The organism is Pedococcus aerophilus (assembly GCF_039532215.1).
Lineage (GTDB): Bacteria > Actinomycetota > Actinomycetes > Actinomycetales > Dermatophilaceae > Pedococcus > Pedococcus aerophilus.
Window position 1 is genome coordinate 1,704,486 of record NZ_BAAARN010000001.1, and the last position, 18,713, is coordinate 1,723,198.

Annotated in this window: 16 protein-coding genes, 1 tRNA gene and 2 pseudogenes; 8 read left to right on the forward strand and 11 right to left on the reverse strand. The window is 70.5% G+C overall.

Translation table 11 applies throughout. The annotated features are described in order from the left end of the window. Positions 1-67: 67 nt before the first annotated feature. Complete coding sequence (locus ABD286_RS08080; RefSeq protein ID WP_344191987.1) at positions 68-1,447, reverse strand: hypothetical protein; 1,380 nt, start codon at positions 1,445-1,447, stop codon at positions 68-70. After that, positions 1,444-2,004, reverse strand: a complete 561-nt coding sequence (locus tag ABD286_RS08085) for a SigE family RNA polymerase sigma factor (protein ID WP_344191989.1) — start codon at positions 2,002-2,004, stop codon at positions 1,444-1,446. Before ABD286_RS08085 ends, ABD286_RS08080 begins: the two co-directional genes overlap by 4 nt. Positions 2,005-2,205: 201 nt before the next feature. Between ABD286_RS08085 and ABD286_RS08090 the strand changes: the two genes are divergently transcribed. The 3 genes from ABD286_RS08090 (at position 2,206) to ABD286_RS08100 (ending at position 5,739) form a co-directional block, all read left to right on the forward strand. After that, complete coding sequence (locus tag ABD286_RS08090; protein ID WP_344191991.1) at positions 2,206-2,976, forward strand: DinB family protein; 771 nt, start codon at positions 2,206-2,208, stop codon at positions 2,974-2,976. A gap of 184 nt (positions 2,977-3,160) precedes the next feature. Then, positions 3,161-3,529, forward strand: a complete 369-nt coding sequence (locus ABD286_RS08095; protein WP_344191993.1) for a SpoIIAA family protein — start codon at positions 3,161-3,163, stop codon at positions 3,527-3,529. Continuing rightward, positions 3,526-5,739 (forward strand): hybrid sensor histidine kinase/response regulator, encoded by a 2,214-nt coding sequence (locus ABD286_RS08100; RefSeq protein WP_344191995.1) that lies wholly within the window; start codon positions 3,526-3,528, stop codon positions 5,737-5,739. The genes ABD286_RS08095 and ABD286_RS08100 overlap by 4 nt, the downstream gene beginning before the upstream one ends. A 189-nt stretch (positions 5,740-5,928) precedes the next feature. Here ABD286_RS08100 and ABD286_RS08105 read toward each other — a convergent pair whose 3' ends face one another. The 3 genes from ABD286_RS08105 to ABD286_RS08115 form a co-directional block, all read right to left on the reverse strand. Further along, positions 5,929-6,849 (reverse strand): sensor histidine kinase, encoded by a 921-nt coding sequence (locus ABD286_RS08105; protein ID WP_344191997.1) that lies wholly within the window; start codon positions 6,847-6,849, stop codon positions 5,929-5,931. A gap of 2 nt (positions 6,850-6,851) precedes the next feature. Further along, the gene (locus ABD286_RS08110) at positions 6,852-7,397 is read right to left on the reverse strand and encodes a heme NO-binding domain-containing protein (protein WP_344191999.1); all 546 of its coding nucleotides are present in this window, start codon (positions 7,395-7,397) and stop codon (positions 6,852-6,854) included. A 1,135-nt stretch (positions 7,398-8,532) separates the two neighbouring features. Then, the gene (locus ABD286_RS08115) at positions 8,533-8,799 is read right to left on the reverse strand and encodes a hypothetical protein (protein ID WP_344192002.1); all 267 of its coding nucleotides are present in this window, start codon (positions 8,797-8,799) and stop codon (positions 8,533-8,535) included. A 1,155-nt stretch (positions 8,800-9,954) separates the two neighbouring features. Between ABD286_RS08115 and ABD286_RS08120 the strand changes: the two are divergent. From ABD286_RS08120 to ABD286_RS18895, 5 genes and pseudogenes are all read left to right on the forward strand, one after another. Further along, a pseudogene (locus ABD286_RS08120) lies at positions 9,955-10,569 on the forward strand (replication initiator); the annotation flags it as partial. Between the two features lie 91 nt (positions 10,570-10,660). After that, positions 10,661-11,527, forward strand: coding sequence for a replication initiator (locus ABD286_RS08125; protein WP_344193311.1), 867 nt, complete (start codon positions 10,661-10,663; stop codon positions 11,525-11,527). A 10-nt stretch (positions 11,528-11,537) separates the two neighbouring features. Beyond that, the gene (locus ABD286_RS08130) at positions 11,538-11,735 is read left to right on the forward strand and encodes a helix-turn-helix transcriptional regulator (protein ID WP_344192004.1); all 198 of its coding nucleotides are present in this window, start codon (positions 11,538-11,540) and stop codon (positions 11,733-11,735) included. 47 nt (positions 11,736-11,782) lie between these two features. Beyond that, positions 11,783-12,163, forward strand: a pseudogene (locus ABD286_RS18890) (tyrosine-type recombinase/integrase); the annotation flags it as partial. A 73-nt stretch (positions 12,164-12,236) separates the two neighbouring features. Then, positions 12,237-12,872, forward strand: a complete 636-nt coding sequence (locus ABD286_RS18895) for a tyrosine-type recombinase/integrase (protein WP_425565359.1) — start codon at positions 12,237-12,239, stop codon at positions 12,870-12,872. Between the two features lie 15 nt (positions 12,873-12,887). On the opposite strand, the gene ABD286_RS08135 is transcribed toward ABD286_RS18895, so the two are convergent. The 6 genes from ABD286_RS08135 to ABD286_RS08160 all read right to left on the reverse strand — a co-directional run bounded on the left by ABD286_RS08135 (position 12,888) and on the right by ABD286_RS08160 (position 18,701). Further along, a tRNA-Thr gene (locus tag ABD286_RS08135) sits at positions 12,888-12,964 on the reverse strand. 133 nt (positions 12,965-13,097) lie between these two features. Beyond that, positions 13,098-14,645 carry an alpha/beta hydrolase gene (locus tag ABD286_RS08140; protein WP_344192006.1) on the reverse strand — a complete coding sequence of 516 codons (1,548 nt, stop codon included), beginning with the start codon at positions 14,643-14,645 and terminating at the stop codon, positions 13,098-13,100. A 101-nt stretch (positions 14,646-14,746) separates the two neighbouring features. Next, entirely contained in the window at positions 14,747-15,895 is a 1,149-nt protein-coding gene (locus ABD286_RS08145; protein ID WP_344192008.1) for a DNA polymerase III subunit delta', read from the reverse strand. Beyond that, positions 15,892-16,509: a dTMP kinase gene (gene tmk, locus ABD286_RS08150; protein WP_344192010.1), complete on the reverse strand. Its 618-nt coding sequence runs from the start codon at positions 16,507-16,509 to the stop codon at positions 15,892-15,894. The genes ABD286_RS08145 and tmk overlap by 4 nt, the downstream gene beginning before the upstream one ends. A gap of 84 nt (positions 16,510-16,593) precedes the next feature. Next, complete coding sequence (locus ABD286_RS08155) at positions 16,594-18,231, reverse strand: OmpL47-type beta-barrel domain-containing protein (RefSeq protein WP_344192012.1); 1,638 nt, start codon at positions 18,229-18,231, stop codon at positions 16,594-16,596. Between the two features lie 11 nt (positions 18,232-18,242). Continuing rightward, positions 18,243-18,701 carry a hypothetical protein gene (locus tag ABD286_RS08160; protein WP_344192014.1) on the reverse strand — a complete coding sequence of 153 codons (459 nt, stop codon included), beginning with the start codon at positions 18,699-18,701 and terminating at the stop codon, positions 18,243-18,245. Positions 18,702-18,713 lie beyond the last annotated feature (12 nt).

Here is an 18,713-nt window from a genome sequence, read left to right on the forward strand (position 1 = left end):
CCGGGTTCCCGTCCAGCGTCCGCAGGACGGGAACGCGGCACCCACCCGCCCCGCGCGACGCCGTCGGTCACGACCAGATCCACCGGGCCTCGATGGGGAAGGGGCTGGCGTACCGCTCGCCCAGGAGACCGGCCCGTGCGGCGTGGGGACGCAGGACCCGGATGCCCACCGCGATGAGGACGAGCGACCCGAGCAGGACGGTCCAGACGAACAACCGGTCCCGCCAGACCGCCAGGCTGTTGAGATACGGCTCTCCCTCGAAGGCGCCGTCCCGCCAGGTGATGGGGCGGCCCGATCCGTTGACGGCCTCGCTGAGCACCTGGCCCGAGCCGGCGACCTCGGTGGTGCCGCCACGGCTGACCACCAGGTCGGCGCCGCGCCAGGTCAGCCCGTCGACGGTGAGGTTGGACGGCGCGGCAGCTGCCCGAGGCTGCGCCTCGGCGCCCACGGAGGACGGCAGCACCCAGGTCAACGGTTGGAAGCCGCTGGCCGAGCTCGGGTCGCGCTGACCGTCGAACTCCACCGTCAGGGCGACCCTGCCGTCCGCCGTGGCCGATGTGGCGAGGGCGCCGGCGACCGGCAGCGACGCACCCACCGGGAGCCGCAGCGTGCCGGCGGGCTGCCAGTCCCGGCCGCCCACGGTCCAGGTGTAGGCCTCGAGGGCACCGCCGCGCGTGGCGTCCTCGGGCCGTGGCGCAGCGGGGATGACGAGCAGAACCCGGGAGTCGTCCAGCCATGCGACCCGGCCCGTGCCCGAGACACCGCTGGCGTCCGGGGTCGGCACCGTGGGCAGTGCGGTGAGGGCACCATCCGCCGTCCCGACAGCGATGTCGAGGCCACCCACCGCATCCGGCGCCGTGTCCGTCCTCGTGTTGGTCAGCACGAGGAAGCGCGCCGAGTCCGGCGACCAGCCGGCGGCATACCTGACCGTCTCCTCCGGCAGGCCGGAGGTGCCGCCCAGTGAGCGGCTGCGTCCGTCGACGAGGTCGTGGAGGGCCCAGCCGTCGGTGATGCGGGCGCCGTCCGGGGAGAGCGCCGCCTGGTAGCGGAATCCCGTGGCGTCGGGCAGCTCCCACGACTGGCCCCCGTCGTCCACGACGAACAGGGTCTGCGCGGCGAGGTACCCCGCCGCCATGGGGCGGTGCGCCTCCAGGGCGGACGGCGGCAGGTGCGGCTGGGCGACGACGGAGGGGTAGGTCCGCGCGACCGGGGCTGCGGCGGGCACGGCCTCGGCCACCGGGGGCGGCCCGATGATCCCCGGCCAGACCACGAACGCGAGGGCAGCCACCGCCAGGCCGGCAGCGACCAGCGAGCGCAGGTTCGCCCGACGACGCCGCCGCCGGCCCGCCTGCCAGAGCCCTGCCGTCAGCTGTGGTCCCGGCGAGGCGGCACGGTCGTCGGTGTCCTCGACGAGCGCCGCGAGTCCTTCGCCCAGTGCTGTCCTCATGACGAGACCTCCTGCCGTCCGAACGTCTCGGCGAGCTCGGGTGCGAGCTCGCGCAGGCGGCCCAGCGCGTGACGCGTCTGGGACTTCACGGTGTTGACCGAGCACCCGAGGATCCGGGCCGCCTCGACCTCGGTGCGGTCCTCGTAGAACCGGACGACCAGCACGGCGCGCTGCTTCGGCGTGAGCCGTCGAAGTGCCGAGGCCAGTGCGACGCGCGCGTCGGTGAGCTGGGTGTGGTCGGTGTGGTCGAGCCCTCTGCCGTCGGGTCCGAGCCGTCCCGGTCCTCCCCCGGCGGTGGCGGCCTCGACGTCGACCGGGTCCGCCTGGCGTCGGCGCCACCGCCAGGTGTCGACCGACCGCGTGTAGAGGATGCGGCGGACGTAGGCCTCGGGCGACCCTGCCGCCGCGATCACCGTCCACCGCTGGGCGGCTCGGGCCAGGGTGTCCTGGAGCAGGTCCTCCCCGGAGTACGGGTCGCCTGCGAGCAGGATGGCGGTGCGCAGCAGTGGTGACCAGCGCGCCCGGACGAACTCCTCGAAGTCCTGCTGCGGCTCCATACGCCCCTCCCCTCCTCGGCACGACACGGCCACGACCGGCCCCTCACTGGTGATGACGGACGCTAACGCGCGGACGGGTGGAACCCCGGCGGGAATCGGCCGGCAACCGGGCCGCGACCCGCCTGCACCGGGTCCGGAAGCCCTGCCCATGACCCGCCGGGCGCCCTTGACCTGCGCACCTCCTCGCGCCACGGTGGGCCGGTGAGCGCAGCCCCACCCGCGGACCCGGCCCCGACCACCACCGAGTTCGTCGACACCGACCTCAGTGGGGCGAGGTTCGTCAGGAGCGACCTGTCCGGGGTGGTGATGCGCGCGGTCCACGTGGGCGGCGCCGACATCGACGCCCCTTGGCTCCTCGAGGGTGAGGACACCCTCCTCGTCAACGGCGTCGACGTGGCGCCCTACGTGGACGGCGAGCTGAACCGCCGCTTCCCCGGACGCGCCCTGCGCAGGGCCACCGACCCCGAGGGCCTGCGCGCGGCGTGGTCCGCGCTCGAGGCGACCTGGGCGCAGACCCTCGAACGCGTCTCGACGATGCCCGCGGGGGTGGTGGACGTCTCGGTCGACGGTGAGTGGTCGTTCGCCCAGACCCTGCGCCACCTGGTGATGGCGACGGACACCTGGCTCGGGAAGGCCGTCCTCGACAGGCCCCGGCCCTTCCACCCGATCGGCCAGCCGAACGCGGAGTACGCGCTCGACGGCAACGACCCGTCGGTCTTCGCGACCGCCGAGCCGACCTTCGCCGAGGTCCTGGAGGTGCGCGCCGAGCGGGTCGCCATGGTGCGCGACTTCCTCGCCACGGTCACCGCCGCGGACCTCGGTGTGCAGCGCCGGAATCCGTGGGCACCCACCTACCCCGAGACCACCCTGACCTGCCTGCGCACGATCCTCGAGGAGGAGTGGGAGCACCACCGGTATGCCGTCCGCGACCTCGCCGCGATCGAGGCGTCGGTCGGCGGCCCCACCCCGTGAGACCACCCGCTGGCACCACCCGCCCGGTGGCCCGGTCCGGGATCGTCCGCGCAGGTCAGCCGGTGTGGGGAGCCTCCCTCACCCGATGGGGTGATTGCTACACCCACTGGTGCCGATCCGCCCTGCGCGGCAGGGGCGCTGGGGTACCTTGACAGGCAGGTCGAGGGAGGCGAGAGGGGGCGTGATGAGCTCGGACGAGAAGAGCTACGAGATCACGTGGGACCCGACGACCGGCATCGCCCGGACGGACTGGCTGCCCGGGGCGGTCTGCGGCATCGACGTGGCCCGCGACGTGGACGCCGAGATCAAGGCGCTGGGCCAGGACAAGGTGCTGTCGCTGGTCGACCTGCGCCAGGTGGCGTCGATCGACCGGCCGGCTCGCGAGTTCTTCATGGACCGCAACCCCAACTACCGCGCGGTCGCGCTCGTCGCCGGCTCTGCGTCCACCCGGATGCTGGCCAACTTCTTCCTCGGCCTCAAACGTGGGTCCATCCCGGTGAAGATGTTCACCTCCGAGGCCGACGCGGTCGCCTGGCTCCAAGCGCAGCCATGAGTGGGCCCGGCGGCTCGCCCATCGACGCGGTGATCGAGCTGCTGACCCGGTTGGCCGCCGGCGACCTCGACGCCCGGGGCGCGCGCACCGACGACGAGGACCTCGACGCCGTCGTCGTGGGCATCAACATGCTGGCCGAGGAGCTCGAGGCCAACCGGTCCGAGCTCGAGCAGCGGGTGCTCGACCGGACCATGGAGCTCGAGGTGGCCCGGAAGGAGGCTCTCGAGGCCTCCCGGCTGAAGTCGGAGTTCCTCGCGACGATGAGCCACGAGATCCGGACCCCGATGAACGGTGTCGTCGGCCTGACCACCCTGCTGCTGCACACCGACCTCGACGAGACCCAGCTCCAGTACGCCCAGGGCCTGCAGAGCGCCGGCGACTCCCTGCTGCGGGTCATCAACGACATCCTCGACTTCTCCAAGCTCGAGGCGGGCAAGGTCGACTTCGAGCTCGTCGACGTCGACCCGCGCCTGCTCGTCGAGTCGGTGGCGGCCCTCGTCGCGCCGATGACCTCACGCCCGGACCTCGAGCTCATCGCCTACTGCGCCCCCGAGGTGCCCGTGCGGCTCGTCGGCGACGAGGGCCGGTTGCACCAGATCCTGCTCAACCTCGCCTCCAACGCGGTGAAGTTCACCGACAAGGGCGAGGTCGTCGTCTCGGTGCGGCTCAGCGACGAGGACGCCGGACGCGTCCGGTTCCAGGTGGAGGACACCGGGATCGGCATCCCCGAGGACGTGCGCCCGGCGATGTTCGACTCGTTCCGGCAGGCCGACGCGTCGACCACGCGCAAGTACGGCGGCAGCGGTCTGGGGCTGGCGATCTCGCGCAGCCTGGTCGAGGCGATGGGTGGCTCGATCGGGGTCGACAGCGAGGTCGGCGTCGGCAGCACCTTCTGGTTCGAGCTGCCCCTGCACGTGTCCACGTCCGCACCGCCCCCAGCTCCGCGCAACGACCTGCTCCAGGGGCTGCGGGTCCTCGTCGTGGACGACAACGCCACCAACCGGCTCGTCCTGCAGTCCCAGCTCACCCAGTGGGGGATGCGGCCGGACTGCCTGGAGCACCCGCGGGAGGTCCTCGACCTCATGCGTGCCGCGGCCGCCGCCGGCGACCCGTACGCCATCGCCGTCCTGGACATGTGCATGCCACGCATGGACGGGCTGGAGCTGGCCGGGCTCATCTCCACGGACCGGGTTGTCCGAGACACCCTCCTGATGATGTTGTCCTCGACCCTCGAGATCGACCGTGCCGAGCTGGCGCGAGCCGGCGTGCGGGACGCTCTGAGCAAGCCGGTCCGCAGCTCCGAGCTGTTCGACCGCCTCGTCAACCTCGTCGCGGGTGCGGCGACCACCGGGCAGCGGCGTATGCAGCCCGCGCGCCCCGGCCGCGCGACCTCACCGGCCGGGCGGGTGCTGGTGGTCGAGGACAACACCGTGAACCAGATCGTGGCCCGGGGGCTGGTCGAGCGGCTCGGCTACGACGTCGACGTCGTCGAGAACGGCGCGGAGGCCGTGGACGCGGTCGTGGCCACCCGCTACGCCGCCGTGCTCATGGACTGCCACATGCCGGTGATGGACGGGTACTCCGCGACCGCCGAGATCAGGCGCCGCGAGGACGGCACCGAGCGGGTGCCGGTCATCGCCATGACCGCGGGAGCCACGTCGCAGGACCGCGAACGCTGCCTGGACGCGGGGATGGACGACTACGTCTCCAAACCGGTCGACGAGGTGGCCCTGCGTGACGCACTGCGTCGTTGGGCGCGCTCGCCGCGGGCGTCGTCCGTTGCTGCAGCCGGGGCCGGGACCGTCGCCCCGACGTCCGCGGACGACGAGGCTCTCGACCGGGAGCGGCTGGCGACGCTGCGCGACCTCGACGGCACCGGCGGTCAGGGCCTGCTGCGCGCCATGGTCGACGCCTTCACCACCACCTCGCCTGCGCTGCTCGCGACGATGCGCCGGGCCGTCGACGGTGACGTAGACGGTGATGCCGACGGTGACGCCGCCGGCCTGGAGCACGCCGCCCACGAGCTCGCGGGCTCGGCCGCCAGCATCGGCGCGGTCCGGGTGGCCGCGCTGGCTCGGTGGATCGAGACCGGGGACGATCCTCGCGAGGGGCGTGGCGACCTGCTCGACGCACCCTCGGCAGCCGGTCTCCTCGACCGGCTCGAGTCCGAGCTCGAGGTCGCGAGCAGCCTGCTGCGCCAGGCCCTCTGACTCCGCTCTGTGCGAATGACGCTCGGCCGAGTCGGCGGGTCGCCCCGGGTCGACGAGCGTTGCTGGCACGAACCGGGGTGGGTGGATCTGGTCGCTCAGAGCGGCTCGCCACGAAAGGACGTCAAGGCGTCCCGCCCTCGACGGCGAGCTGCCTCATCCTGGGGTCGCGCCGACGGCGGGGGTGGACGCTCACACAGGGAGCCGCACGGTCACGGTCGTCCCCTCGCCCTCGACGGACGTCAGCTGGACGTCCCCCTGGTGGCGGTCGACGGCCGCCCGGACCAGCGCCAGGCCCAGGCCTGTCCCCTGGATCTCCCTGGCGATGGACAGAGAGGAGCGGAAGAACGGTGTGAAGAGGTTGTCCTGCTCTTCCGCGGGGATGCCGATGCCGGTGTCGGTGACCTCGAGCAGCACGGCGCCACGCTCTGCCCAGGTCCGCGTCCGCACGTGCCCTCCCGCAGGCGTGAACTTGATGGCGTTGCTGAGCAGGTTGAGGACCGCCCTGTCGATCAGGTCGCGCTCGCCGACGATCGCCGGGACCTCACCCAGGGTTGAGGGCGTCACGGTGACGCCGCGACGACGCGCCACCGGCGCCAAGGTGCGGTGCACCTCGTCGACCAGGTCGACCATGTCCACTCTCGCACCGAGGTCATCCCTCTTCCCCTGCTGCAGCGACGAGAAGGCCAGGAGGTCGTTGACGAGGTGGAGCAGCCGCTGGGTGTTGCGCGTCATCACCTCGACTGCGGAGGACATCCTTGCGCTTCCTGTCTCCAGGTCTCCGTCGGCGATGAGCTCCAGGTATCCCATCATGCTGGTCAACGGTGTGCGGAACTCGTGGGAGACGGTCGAGAGGAAGGCATCCTTGGCCTCGTCCAGGTCGCGCAGGCGAAGCATCGCCTCGCCCTGCTCGTCGTGGAGTGCCTGGAGCTGCTGAAGCCTCTGGACGGACGAGTAGAGCTCCGCCGTGACCCTCTCGCCGATGTTCTCGGCCTCCAGGCGGATCGCGTGCTCGCGCTCCAGCCGACGCATCAACCGCGCCACGTCGGGCCGATGGCGTCCGGGACCGTCCTCGGAGCGCAGTGGATCCTGCTCGCCACGGCGCGCGGACATGGCTACTCCTGCTCCTGGATCTGCAGCAGGAAGGTGCAGTGGTCATGCCCGTCCGCCATGCACGACGTCTGAGTCACCGTGACGTCCTGTCCGAAGTATCCGCCCGCGCCCTCCAACATGCCCTCGGCCAGGAGGCACAGCTGCCTGCGCGACCGGTAGTGGACCGTCAGCGGCTGGGCCGCGGGGTCGTCGAACCAGAAGTCGGGCGGATCGGAGTCGGCGTGGAGCTTGCGCACCTCAGCGTGGATCACCTCGTTCAACGTCAGCACGAAGCTGCGCACGTCGTCGTGCGGCTCGAAGAAGTGCGGGTATCGAACGGACAGTCCCATGAGCGCGTCACGACCGACAGCCCTGACCAGTTCCGGCACCGGGACGCCGAATGCGTCTGCGCCTGCTGTGACGATCCTGCTCAGGTCTGCGTCCGGGTAGTTGCCCAGCGCGGTGTAGGTGCCCGAGATCCCCGCAGAGTCGACCAGGTCGTCCCAGCCGTCTTCTCCGTGATCTCTGGTGATGGCGTCCTGCACCAGGTTGAAGATGATGCCCTTCACGTGCAGCCCCTCGCTCAGCGGCGACCGGCGGGATACGCGTGCCCGGAACGGTCGATCACTTGAACGATAGGAGTTCTGTTGACGCTGCGTACAGCGTTTGCGTGCCGTGATGTACCTTCGGTTGACCCCGCGCGACGATTAGGGCGACCCAGTCCGCGGTGAGGCACGTCGCGACGGCGCACAGTGCCCTGAAGACGACTCAAGGCCCCCTCGACCGGAGTCGAGAGGGCCTTGCCGTGGAGCCGCCTATCGGAATCGAACCGATGACCTATTCATTACGAGTTCGCTGGCCCATGCGCGGTACTCAGATTCACAGTTCCGGTTACCTTCGGTTGCCTCGCGAGATGGTGGGTGGCGCAAGGCGGTTCTCGGAGCGACGGGGGCATTTCGGGGGCACGTGTGAACGCCCCCCTCGCAGCGCCCTGACAGGGAGGGCCACCGATCCATAGCGGAGCCAGTAGGCAGGCCGGAGAGACTGTCAGGCCCTCCATCGGCGCCCAAGGTGATGCAGCGGCACACGGAGTGTGCACCTGGACCGGGCTGGGAGCGAGGGCTTGACCGGCTCGGAGTGCCTGCCGGATGCTGCCGCGTCGGGTCGGCGGCTCGGAGGTGAGTCGCTCGCGAAGCCCATCCCGCAGGCCCCGTCGCTCGCTAGCCTCGTGACTATGGCCGGTACAGCTAGTTCCGCGTGGAGTATCCCGGTGCTCGTTGCTGCAACGGTGGCAAACGATGTATTGCTCGTGCTCGCTCTGGGGCTCGCAGTCGACCCTGACTTCGGTGTCATCGCCAGGGTCGGTGGCGGCGCCGTGGCACTGGGCGCAGTGATGGGGCAGCTCGCCCTCGTGGTGTTGTGGAGGCGGCGTCGCAAAAGTCGTGTCGGGCACGTCCTGGTGTAGGGCCGGGGTGCGGTGGGGTGCGCGAGGACGGCGCGCCAGCGCCGCCCGCAGCGCGGGGCCCCATCGCGGGGCCCCGGCCCGCGGTGCGGAGCGCCGCCTTGATCTTTCTTAGAGGTCTATTCATCAATGACACGGAGAGCCCTGCCCGACGTGGCAAGGTGATCCGAGTTGTTCGATGCCCGTGGCGCGAAGTCGCTGTCAGCCGCAAATGAGTGAACGGGGGTTGGGCAAGCTCGTTGTTACTGCGGGCGCGTCGGGTCTGCGGAGTACTCGCCGATCGCGTACCTCAGGCGCTGGCCGATGTCTGCGAGGATCGCCGCGACCGCCTCCCGGCTGGCCTCTGCACCGGGCGGTAGCAGGCCCGCCGCCAGGCATCGCTGACCGAGCGCCTGGACGTGGTGTTCGTTGACGGCCCCGCCACGCACCTCACCCTCGCAACGTCCGAGCACTGCCAACAGCACCAAGACGTCGGCGGAAGGGACGGGGTTGACAGTGGGCTCTGACATGCCGCGATTCTCGCTGAAGGCGGCAAGAGCGGACGCATTGTGCGGGATGCTGGGCCGCGTGAGTCCCTATCTCGAGACGCGTAGGGAGCGTGGGCAGCGAGCTCAGAGCCGAGGTCAGAGGGGTGCTTGCCTCGAGTGTGGTCATCCCTGGTCTGAGCACCCCGGATCGATCCGGGAATGACCTCGAGGGAATGTGCGGGGGGTGCGCCTATGAGTTCGAGCACGACCAGCCGGAGTCAGCGGCGGCCGGATGCCGGCTGCCAGTTCGGGCGATCGGCTGACTGCTTTCCTTGCGGCATGAGTGCGCGGATCTGTGCGCCACTTCATCCGCGAGCTGAGGGCCTGCCAGCCAGTCGAGGTCGCTGAGTACCCGTTAGCCGCAATCTGCATACTTGAGGAAGGTCTTCAGATCTCCGTGCGTGACTTCTTGCGTGTTAGACGCATGGAATGCGTACTGGTTGCCACTCAAGCCTTCGATCTCCTTCGCGGTGAAGTCGACGCCCGTCGCACCGTTCTCAGGGTCACGCTGAATGGACAGGGCAAGGGCCCCGTCGGGAAGTCCCGTAGTAGAGGACACCCCCGGGCCCGATGGGTTTGCGCTCGGGCCGAACATCGGCCAGACCAGCGGTGAAGTCCCAGTCTCGGCATGCTGCGGGAAGGTCCACTCCGCTATCGACGGCCCGGCCGGGTCGCCATGCTGATCCAACCGTGCGAGGACGGCTCGGTCCGCCGGGTCGCTGCAGGAGACCATCACTCCAACTAGACGTCCCGCGTCGTCCTTGCCGACGGCGACGAAGCCCGGAGGCTCAGGGGAGCAGCCTGAGAGTCCGAACACCAGCGGGACCGCCAGGACGCCGCACCACAACCGCGAGAAACCCATCACATGCTCACTCTGTCAGTGCTGGGAACGGCATGAGCGGACATTGCCGGATGGCTGCCGTCCGGTGCCTCGCGTGTCCTATCCGCGCCTGACCGGAACTGCATTGCCGGTCAGTTCCGGTTGTCTTTGGCTGGTTCTGGCCAGTGCCGGTTGTCCTGCAACATCTCTGGCGCGGCGAAAACTGTTGCTTCGCAGTGAGTTTCAAGTCTTGGTCAAGATCCTTCCGGGCAGACAGTTGGTGGACTGAGCGCTCCTGTGGCGTCTCAATGGTTCGTATGGCCACGCTGCAGATCCCTGATCACGCGCTCAGGCACATCGCGTCCCGTGAGGGCGTGTGCACCCGCCCGGTGCTGCGCCGCGTCACCGACCGGGTCACTGGCGAGTCGCTGGTGCGGGCGATGGACTGCGGCTCAACCCTAGAGTCCCGCTGCCCGGCATGCGCTGCCAAGGCTCGCCGGTTGCGGATCCATCAGTGCACCGAGGGCTGGCACCTGGCAGAGGAGCCACAGCCTCCGCTCACTGCTGAGAAAACGACGTCGGACTCAGACGAGGCGGACGATGACGCGGACGCACTCGATGACGACCAGAGCGACCAGCCCGACGACGGCGGTGCCGGATCGCGCCGGGTGCGCTCCACCCGCCGCCTCGAAGGCATGCCCGAGCTGCCGCACCAGGAGATCGCCAATCGCACGGTGGGCACGGTGTTCACCGCCTCGGACGGCAAGACGTACCGGCCCTCGATGTTCGTCACCCTCACCCTGGACTCCTACGGACGCATCCGCCCCGGCCAAGGCGTCCCAGCCCGACCCGAACGGTACGACTACCGCCGCGCCGCCCTCGACGCACTGCACTTCCCCAAGCTGATGGACCGCTGGTTCACCAACCTGCGCCGCGCCGCCGGGTACCGGGTCCAGTACTTCGGCGCCATCGAAGCCCAGATGCGCCTCGCCCCCCCACTTCCACGTCGCCCTGCGCGGTGCGATCCCCCGCGCCACCGTCAAGGCCGTCACCAAGGCGACCTACCTCGCCCTGTGGTGGCCACAGATGGAGCACCCCGTCTACGTCGAGCGCACCCCGATCTGGGCCGACGAGCACTACCGCGACCCCGACACCGGCTGGCCCCTGCCCACGTGGGAGCAAGCCCTGACCGAGATCGACGAAGACCCCACAGCAGAACCCGCCCACGTCGTCACGTTCGGGCGACAGGTCGACGTCAAAGGCATCCTCGCCGGCACCAAGGACTCCGACCGGGGCGTGCGGTACCTGACCAAGTACCTCACCAAGGCCGTCGCCGAGACCTACGCCGACGACGCCACCCCGAACCCGGCGTACGAGGCGCACATCGACCGGCTCCACGACCACCTCCGTTGGCTGCCCTGCTCCCCCCAGTGCGCGAACTGGCTGCGCTACGGAACCCAACCCAAGGACCCCGGCCCCGGCCTGGTCCCTGGCCACTGCACCTCCAAAGCCCACGACCGCGAACACCTCGGACTCGGCGGCCGCCGCGTCCTGGTCTCCCGAGGCTGGTCCGGCAAAACCCTCACCCAACACCGAGCCGACCGCCGAGCCGTCGTCGAGCAAGTCCTCAAAGCCGCAGGCATCGAACCCGAAACGGCCGACCGGATGGCCGCCGACACCCTCACCAACGACGGCCGACCCCGCTTCGTCTGGGAAGAAGTCCCCGTCACCAACGCCGACTGGCAAACCGTCGTCCTCGACTCCCTGCGCGAACACCGACGACGCCGCGACCAGTACGACCAAGCCAAACAAGCACTCACCACCGGCACCGACCCGCCTATGGACAACCGTTCGGCAATGGCATCCGTGCCCGTGACAGTGGCTGTGTGAAGGAGGAGAGATGAGAGAGCTGCTCACCATCGACCAGGTGGCTGACCGCCTTGGAGTGACCGTCCCGAGCGTGCGGTGGCTCAGGCAGGACGGTCGGTTCGCGCCGGCCATCCGGATCGGCCGGCGACTGCGCTGGGACGCGGCGGACGTCGACGCCTGGGTGACCACACAGCGGGAGGATCCAGCTGACTTGCGGGTGCCGCTGTGAGCGTCCAGCGCTACGAGGCGAACGGTCGGGTCCGGTATCGCGCCCGGGTGAAGTCGCACGGTCGGGAGGTCGCTACGCGGGTCTTCGATCGCAAGCAGGACGCCGTCGCGTGGGAGCAGGACCAGTCGAGGCAACTGCGCTCTGGTGAGTGGCTGGACCCGAGGCGCGGACGGGTCACGCTTGCGTCACTCGCTCCCGAGTGGCTGGAGTCACGCAAGCGGCTCAAGCGCAAGACCCGGGAGGCGGACGCCTCGGCCTGGCGCCATCAGATCGAGCCGCGGTTCGGTCGATTGCCCATCGCCTCGATCACCGACGCGCAGGTCGCGCACTGGGTCGGCGGGCTGGTGGGCTCGGGGCTCTCTACCTCCACCGCCAACCGCTACCTGTCGACGCTCCGCTCCATGTTGGCGTTCGCGGTCGCCGACGGCCGGATCTCGAAGAAATGCGGCGGCCTCGGTCCGACTCCCCACTGGCGGGCGGGCCAGGCGGGAGGGTCAGTTCCTGACGCTCGAGGACCTACGCGCCTTCGAACGAGCCTGCTCGGGCCGGTATGCCGAGCTGATCCGGGTTCTGGGCCTGTGCGGTCTGCGGTGGGGCGAGCTCGCTGGGCTCCAGGTCGCCGATCGAGTGGCCATCCCCGGTCCTGGGCTGCGCCTTCAACGGGCGGTGCTAGCGAGTAGCAGCGACGGAAGTCTGTACGTCGACACATTGAAGGGTCGACGGAGCAGGACCGTTCCCTTGCCGGCCGAGGTCCAGCCCGTAATCGAGGCCTGGGCTGAGGGGAAGACCGGCGATGACTGGTTGTTCCACGCGCCGGCAGGTGGGCCACTGAGCGAGTCGAACTGGAAGCGCTCGGTGGGGTGGCGCCGGGCGTGCGCCGAGATCGGCCGACCGGGTCTGCGACCGCACGACCTGCGGCACAGCTGCGCCTCGATCTGGTTGGGTGCGGGGGCAGACCCCAAGGTCGTCCAGCGGGTCCTGGGGCATGCGTCGGCCGCGATGACGATGGACCTCTACGGGCACCTCATCGACCAGAACCTCTGGGAGGCCGCCGAAAGGATCGGGGGCAACACGGGGGCACGTGACATTTCAAGGGACATGGGAAAGGCCCCCTCGACTGGCGTCGTGGGGGCCTGACCTGCGGTTTTGCTGTGGAGCCGCCTATCGGAATCGAACCGATGACCTATTCATTACGAGTGAATCGCTCTGGCCGACTGAGCTAAGGCGGCATGTGCCCGAGGGCACGGACGATGAGTATACGGATGAGCCGGGCAATCTCCGAACCGGACCCACCGACCCCGTGTCCCCTCGCCTGCGACGCGCCCACGGACCTCCACAGAAGACCCTCCGAAGCGGCTCAGGTCAGCACTTCGTCCCGTCCTTCGGGACCGTGCCGTCTGTGAAGTAGTCGTTGATCGCGTCGTCGATGCAGCCGTTGGACCGCGCATAGGCCGTGTGCCCGTCGCCGTCGAAGGTGATGAGGCTGGCGTTCGACAGCTGGTCTCGAAGACGGACCGACCACTCGTACGGCGTAGCCGGGTCCCGCGTCGTGCCCACGACGACGATCGGCCCGCTGCCCTCGGCCGAGATCTTCTGCGGGCCTCCCCCGCCCTCGGCGGCCTTGACCGGCCACTGGCCGCAGACCAGCGAGCCCCAGGCGAGGAACGGCCCCCACGTCGGGGCCACCTTGGCGTTGTCCGCAGCGCGCTGGGCGTAGACGTCCGGGTCCGCGCTGTCGGGGTTGTCGAGGCAGGAGATGGCGTAGAACGCCTCGAGCAGGTTGCCGGCGTAGGCGCCGTTCTGGTTGCGCTGGGCGTACTGGTCGGCGAGCTTCATCAGCTCGGTGCCGTCGTTGCGGCGGACCACGTCGGTCAGCGCATCGGTGAGCGTGCCCCACGAACCCTGGTCGTACATCGCCTGGGCGATGCCGGTGGCGGCCCAGCCCTCGGTGAGCTGGTTGAGCCTGCCGTCCTGCATCGGGACCGGCTGCTGGTCCAGCCTGGTCAACAGGCCCCGCAGCCCGGACATCACCTCGTCGACCGAGCCGCCGAGGGGGCAGTCGCCCTCGTCGACGCAGTCCGCGGCATACGCCCGCGTGGCCCGCTCGAAGCCCTCGGCCTGACCCTTGGAGACCTCGGCCGAGGTGATGTCGGGCGGGAGGACGCCGTCGAGGACGAACCGCCCCACCAGCTTCGGGAACAGCCCGGCGTACGTCGCGCCGAGGAAGGTGCCGTAGGACTTCCCGAGGAAGTTGAGCTGCTCGTCACCGAGCGCCGAGCGCAGGATGTCCATGTCCTTGGCGGCGTCGACCGTGGACACGTGGCTGACGAGCGCACCCGTCCGCTGCTGGCACCCCTGCGCGAACTCCTTGCCGGACGCGGCGAACTCCGCGGCCTCGGTGGCGTCGTCCGGCGTCGGGTCCTGGCCGAGGAAGTCGTCCATCTGCGCGTCCGGGAGGCAGTCCACCGGCTGCGAGCGCTGCACCCCCCGCGGGTCGAAGCCCACGACGTCGAACCGCTGGCGCACCGGCTTGCCCACGATGAAGTCGGCGGCCTGCGCGTAGTCGACACCGGACCCGCCCGGACCGCCGGGGTTCACGACGAGGGACCCGATCCGGTCCTTGGACTTCGTCGCCTTCATCCGCAGCACGGAGATCTCGATCTGGTCGCCGTCGGGCGCCGCGTAGTCGAGCGGCACCTTGAGCTTGGCGCACTCCCCGATCTGGCACTTGGCCCAGGCGAGCTGCTGGCCGTAGTACGAGGCGAGCGCCTCGGACCCCGCCGGTGGTGTGGCGGCCGCGGTCGAGGACGTGGTGGGTGCGGCGTCGTCGCCGCCGAGGAGCGAGCACCCCGACAGGCTGACCGCCGTGATGGCGGCCGCGGCCACCAGCACCCGTGCGCGAGAAGTCATGGGCGGCACGGTATCCCGCCCTGCTGGGAGCCGCCTTGGGAGCCGCCTTGGGGGCCGTGCAGGGAGCCGCGCGGCCCGAGCCGGTATGCGGCGTGGTCGCCTCAGCGGGGCACGCGCAGCGTGATCGCCATCGCCTCGAGGGCCAGCAGCGGGGCGACGTTCAACCCGATCCGCTCCCGGGCTGTGCCGATGGCGTCCATCGCGCCGAGCAGCTGCTCCGGGCTCATCGACCGGGCGAGCGCCTGCACCTCGCGGAGGCTGTCCTGGTTGACGAGGCCGAGCCCGGCGCCGCTGTGCACGACGAGGGCATCCCGGTAGACGGAGAGGAGGTCGACCAGCGAGCGGTCCAGGACGTCGCGGGAGTGCCGGGTGGCCCGCGCCTTCTGCTCCTTCTCGAGGGAGGAGATCTGGCTGCGGATGTGGGGCGGCTGGGTGCGTGCCGACGGGTCGGCCCCGAGCATCTCCATGAGGCGCTGCTTCTCGGCGACGTCGCGCTCGGTGGCCGCGGCAGATGACTCCTCGTCGGCGATGGACACCAGGTCCGCGGCTGCGCCGACCGCGTCGCCGACCCCGTGGATCCGGCCGGCGAGGGCGATGACGTCGCGGCGTCGGATGCGCGCGCCCTCGTCACGGGCCAACCGGCGGGCGAGGCCGACGTGGCTCTGGGCCGCCCGCGCGGCATACAGGGCCATCGGCATCTCGATGCCGTCGCGCCGGTGCAGCAGCTCGGCGACCGCCTCCACGGGAGGCGTGCGCAGGCGCACGTGCCGCGAACGCGAGCGGATCGTGATGATGATGTCCTCCAGCGAGGGCGCGCAGAGGATCCACACGGTCCGCGGTGTCGGCTCCTCGAGGGCTTTGAGCAGCGCGTTGGCGGGGGCGTCGGAGAAGGCGGTGAGGCGGTCGGCGTCCTCGATGATGATGATCCGCCACTTCCCCACCGAGGGACGCAGCGCAGCGAGCTGGACGAGGTCGCGGATGACCGAGACCTTGAGCGAGAGCCCTTCGGTGGCGACCACGTCGACGTCGGCGTGCGTGCCGTCGAGGGCGGTCCGGCACTCGCGGCACTCGCCGCACCCTCCGTTGGGGCACTGGAGCGCCGCGGCGAAAGCGCGTGCAGCCACCGAGCGACCGGACCCGGGCGGCCCGGTGAGCAGCCAAGCATGGGTCATCGAGGCAGGCTCGGCCGCCGCACGCTGGAGCGTGGCGACGGCGGAGTCCTGGCCGATGACGTCGCGCCATACGGTCACGGCAGCACCCCGGTCGAGCGGAGCCGATCGACGACGGCGGCGTGGATCTCGTCCGCGGGGAGCGTTCCGTCGACGACGAGGTACCGCTGCGGGTTGCCCTGCGCCATGGCGAGGAAGTGCGCCCGGATCGCCTCGTGGAAGGCGTCGGCCTCGGACTCGAGGCGGTCGTGGACGTCGCCGCGGCGGCGGCGGCCCTCCTGCGCCGAGATGTCCACGATGACCGTGAGGTCGGGGACCAGACCGTCCACCGCCCACATGTTGAGGTCGTGGATCTCCTCGGCACCGAGGTCGCGGCCCGCGCCCTGGTAGGCGACGGAGGAGTCGGTGTAGCGGTCGGTCAGCACGACCTCGCCCCGGTCGAGGGCCGGGCGGATCAGCTGGTCGACGTGGTGGGCCTTGTCGGCGGCGAAGAGGAGGGCCTCGGCACGGGGGGCGACGTGGGCACCGTGGAGGACGAGGTCACGGATCTGGTGGCCGAGGTCGGTGCCGCCCGGCTGTCGGGTGACGACGACGGTGCGGCCGGCGGTCTCGAGCGCCTCGCGGAGCAGCGACACCTGGGTCGACTTGCCCGCGCCGTCGCCACCCTCGAAGGCGATGAAGAGTCCGTCCGTCACGCAGGTGAGCCTAGGCGGTCACGGGGACACCGGGTGATGCAGGCACGGGCGCACCGACGCGATCGTCGATGCACCCGTGCCTGGTCAGGGCAGGGAGTTCTTGCCCACCGTCAGCGTCGCCTGCGTCAGCGTGCCCGAGGTTGCCGTGAAGGAGTGGGACGTCCAGTTGCCGCTGTCGCTGTAGGACCACTGCGACGAGGTGGCGGCACCGGTAGCCGGGACCGTCAGGACCTGGGCGGCTGCGGGGGTCCCACCCGCCGGGTTGGGGGCGCTCACGGTGACCGTCCGGGTCGACCCGAGGTTGGTGACGATGTTGCCCTGCTCGTCGGTGATGCTGACCCTGGCCGTCGCCGTGGTGTTGTTGCCGATGACTGCGCCGCACGTGAAGTAGCAGCTGGTGGTCGGCTGGACGACACCTTGGGCGGTGACCGTGGTCCAGGCGAGCCTGGCCGCCGCACCGGCGGTGACGACCACATTCGAGCTGGTACCCGTCATCGAGGCCAGTCCCGAGTCGGTCACCGTGATCGACTGCGACCCGGACCTGACCGGCGTGACCGGGAACGTCGCGGTGCCGTTGGTGAAGGTGACGTTCGTGGGCACGGTCACCGGTGCGCCGCTCGGGCCGGCCTGCAGACCGGTGACGCTGATCGGCTTCGCACCCGTGTAGCCGGGGTACGTCGAGACGGTGACGTTGAAGGGGGTGCCCGCCGTGGCGGTGGCAGGTGCTGTCACGGTGAAGGTGTTCTTCAGCGTGATCGGCACCTCCGTGCTGGGAGTGGCGTTGTCGGCGTTGTCCCTGGCGATCGCGATGAGCGTGTAGCTGCCCTCGGGTAGCGAGCTGGTCGGCCACGACCAGGACCAGGTGGTGCCGTTGTACGTCGGGCTGCCCCCGAGCTGCGACACCGTGTTGCCGAAGCGGTACTGGACCACCACCGAGGCGAGCGACGAGGAGCCCGTGTCGGCCGCGCTGCCGGTGATGGTGACGGTGCCACCGTTGACCGAGCCCGTGGTGGGCGAGGAGATCGAGACCGTCGGCGCGACCTTGTCGATCTTGAGGGCCAGCTGCTTCGGCAGCTCGGTGTTGCCGAGGGTGTCCTTGGAGTAGAACCTCACCGTCGCCGTCGAGGAGACCACGAACGGCGCCGTGTACGCGGTGGTCGGGTTGGTGCCGTCGATGGAGTACCAGGTTCCGGCAACTCCGGACGCATCGGTGGCCGAGAGCGTGACGGTGACGTCGGTCTTGTTCCAGCCCGCGCCGTTGGCGGCCGGGGACTGCGTGGCCGTCGTGACGGGGGCGGCGTTGTCGGCGCTGGGCACGTCCACCGAAGTGGTCCGCGGCGCCGGTGACTCCCACGCGGTGCCGGCCAGGACGGCATACACGGCGTAGGTGTTGCTCTGGCCGGACACTGGTGCCGCGTCCGTGCAGGCACCGTTGGCGCCGGTCACCGTGCACACGGTCGCCACTGGGGAGGGCGACGTCCGAGCCACGCGGTAGCCCGAGGGCGTCGGCCCACCTGTGGGCGCCGAGACGGTGAAGGTCACCGTCGAGGCCGTCACTCCGGACGTGACGACGCCAGGTGTGCCGAGCGCGGCGGCACGGCCACCGGCGTCGGCCACGGTCGAGGTCACGGAGAAGTACGCCCAGGCGGGCACCGCCAGGCCCACCAGCACGAGCACGGCGACGAGGCCGCCGAGTCCGGCCCGGCGGGAGGTACGGCTCATCCGGTGTCCTGTCATGACGTCTGTCCGGTCAGGACGACGGGGACGGAGAAGGTGGCGCCCTGGCAGCCCGATGCCATCGTCATGCCGAACGTCATGGCGCTGGGGACAGTGACCGAGACGTTGGAGGCCTTGGCAGCCAAGGAGATCGAGAGTCCGGTGGCAGAGACGAGGACCGGCGGCGCGGTGCACGGCCCTGAGGCGCCGGTGACCGTCACCTGGCGGGTAGGGTCCAGGGCGACCGACGTGATGCGAACCGGTACGACGTTGTCGTTGGAGACCACGAGGTTCAGGGCCACCGCCGGCCCACCGGGGTAGGCCCCGGAGGTGGGCGCCGTCACGGAGCTGGTCGTGAGGGCGACCGTCGAGCCGGCGGTGGCGGTTCCGGAGCCTGCGCCCGTCGAGGACCAGACCGCGAACGCAGTCCCTCCGACGACGGCAGTGAGGACAAGGGTCGTGACGATGGAGACCACCGCGCGGAGGGC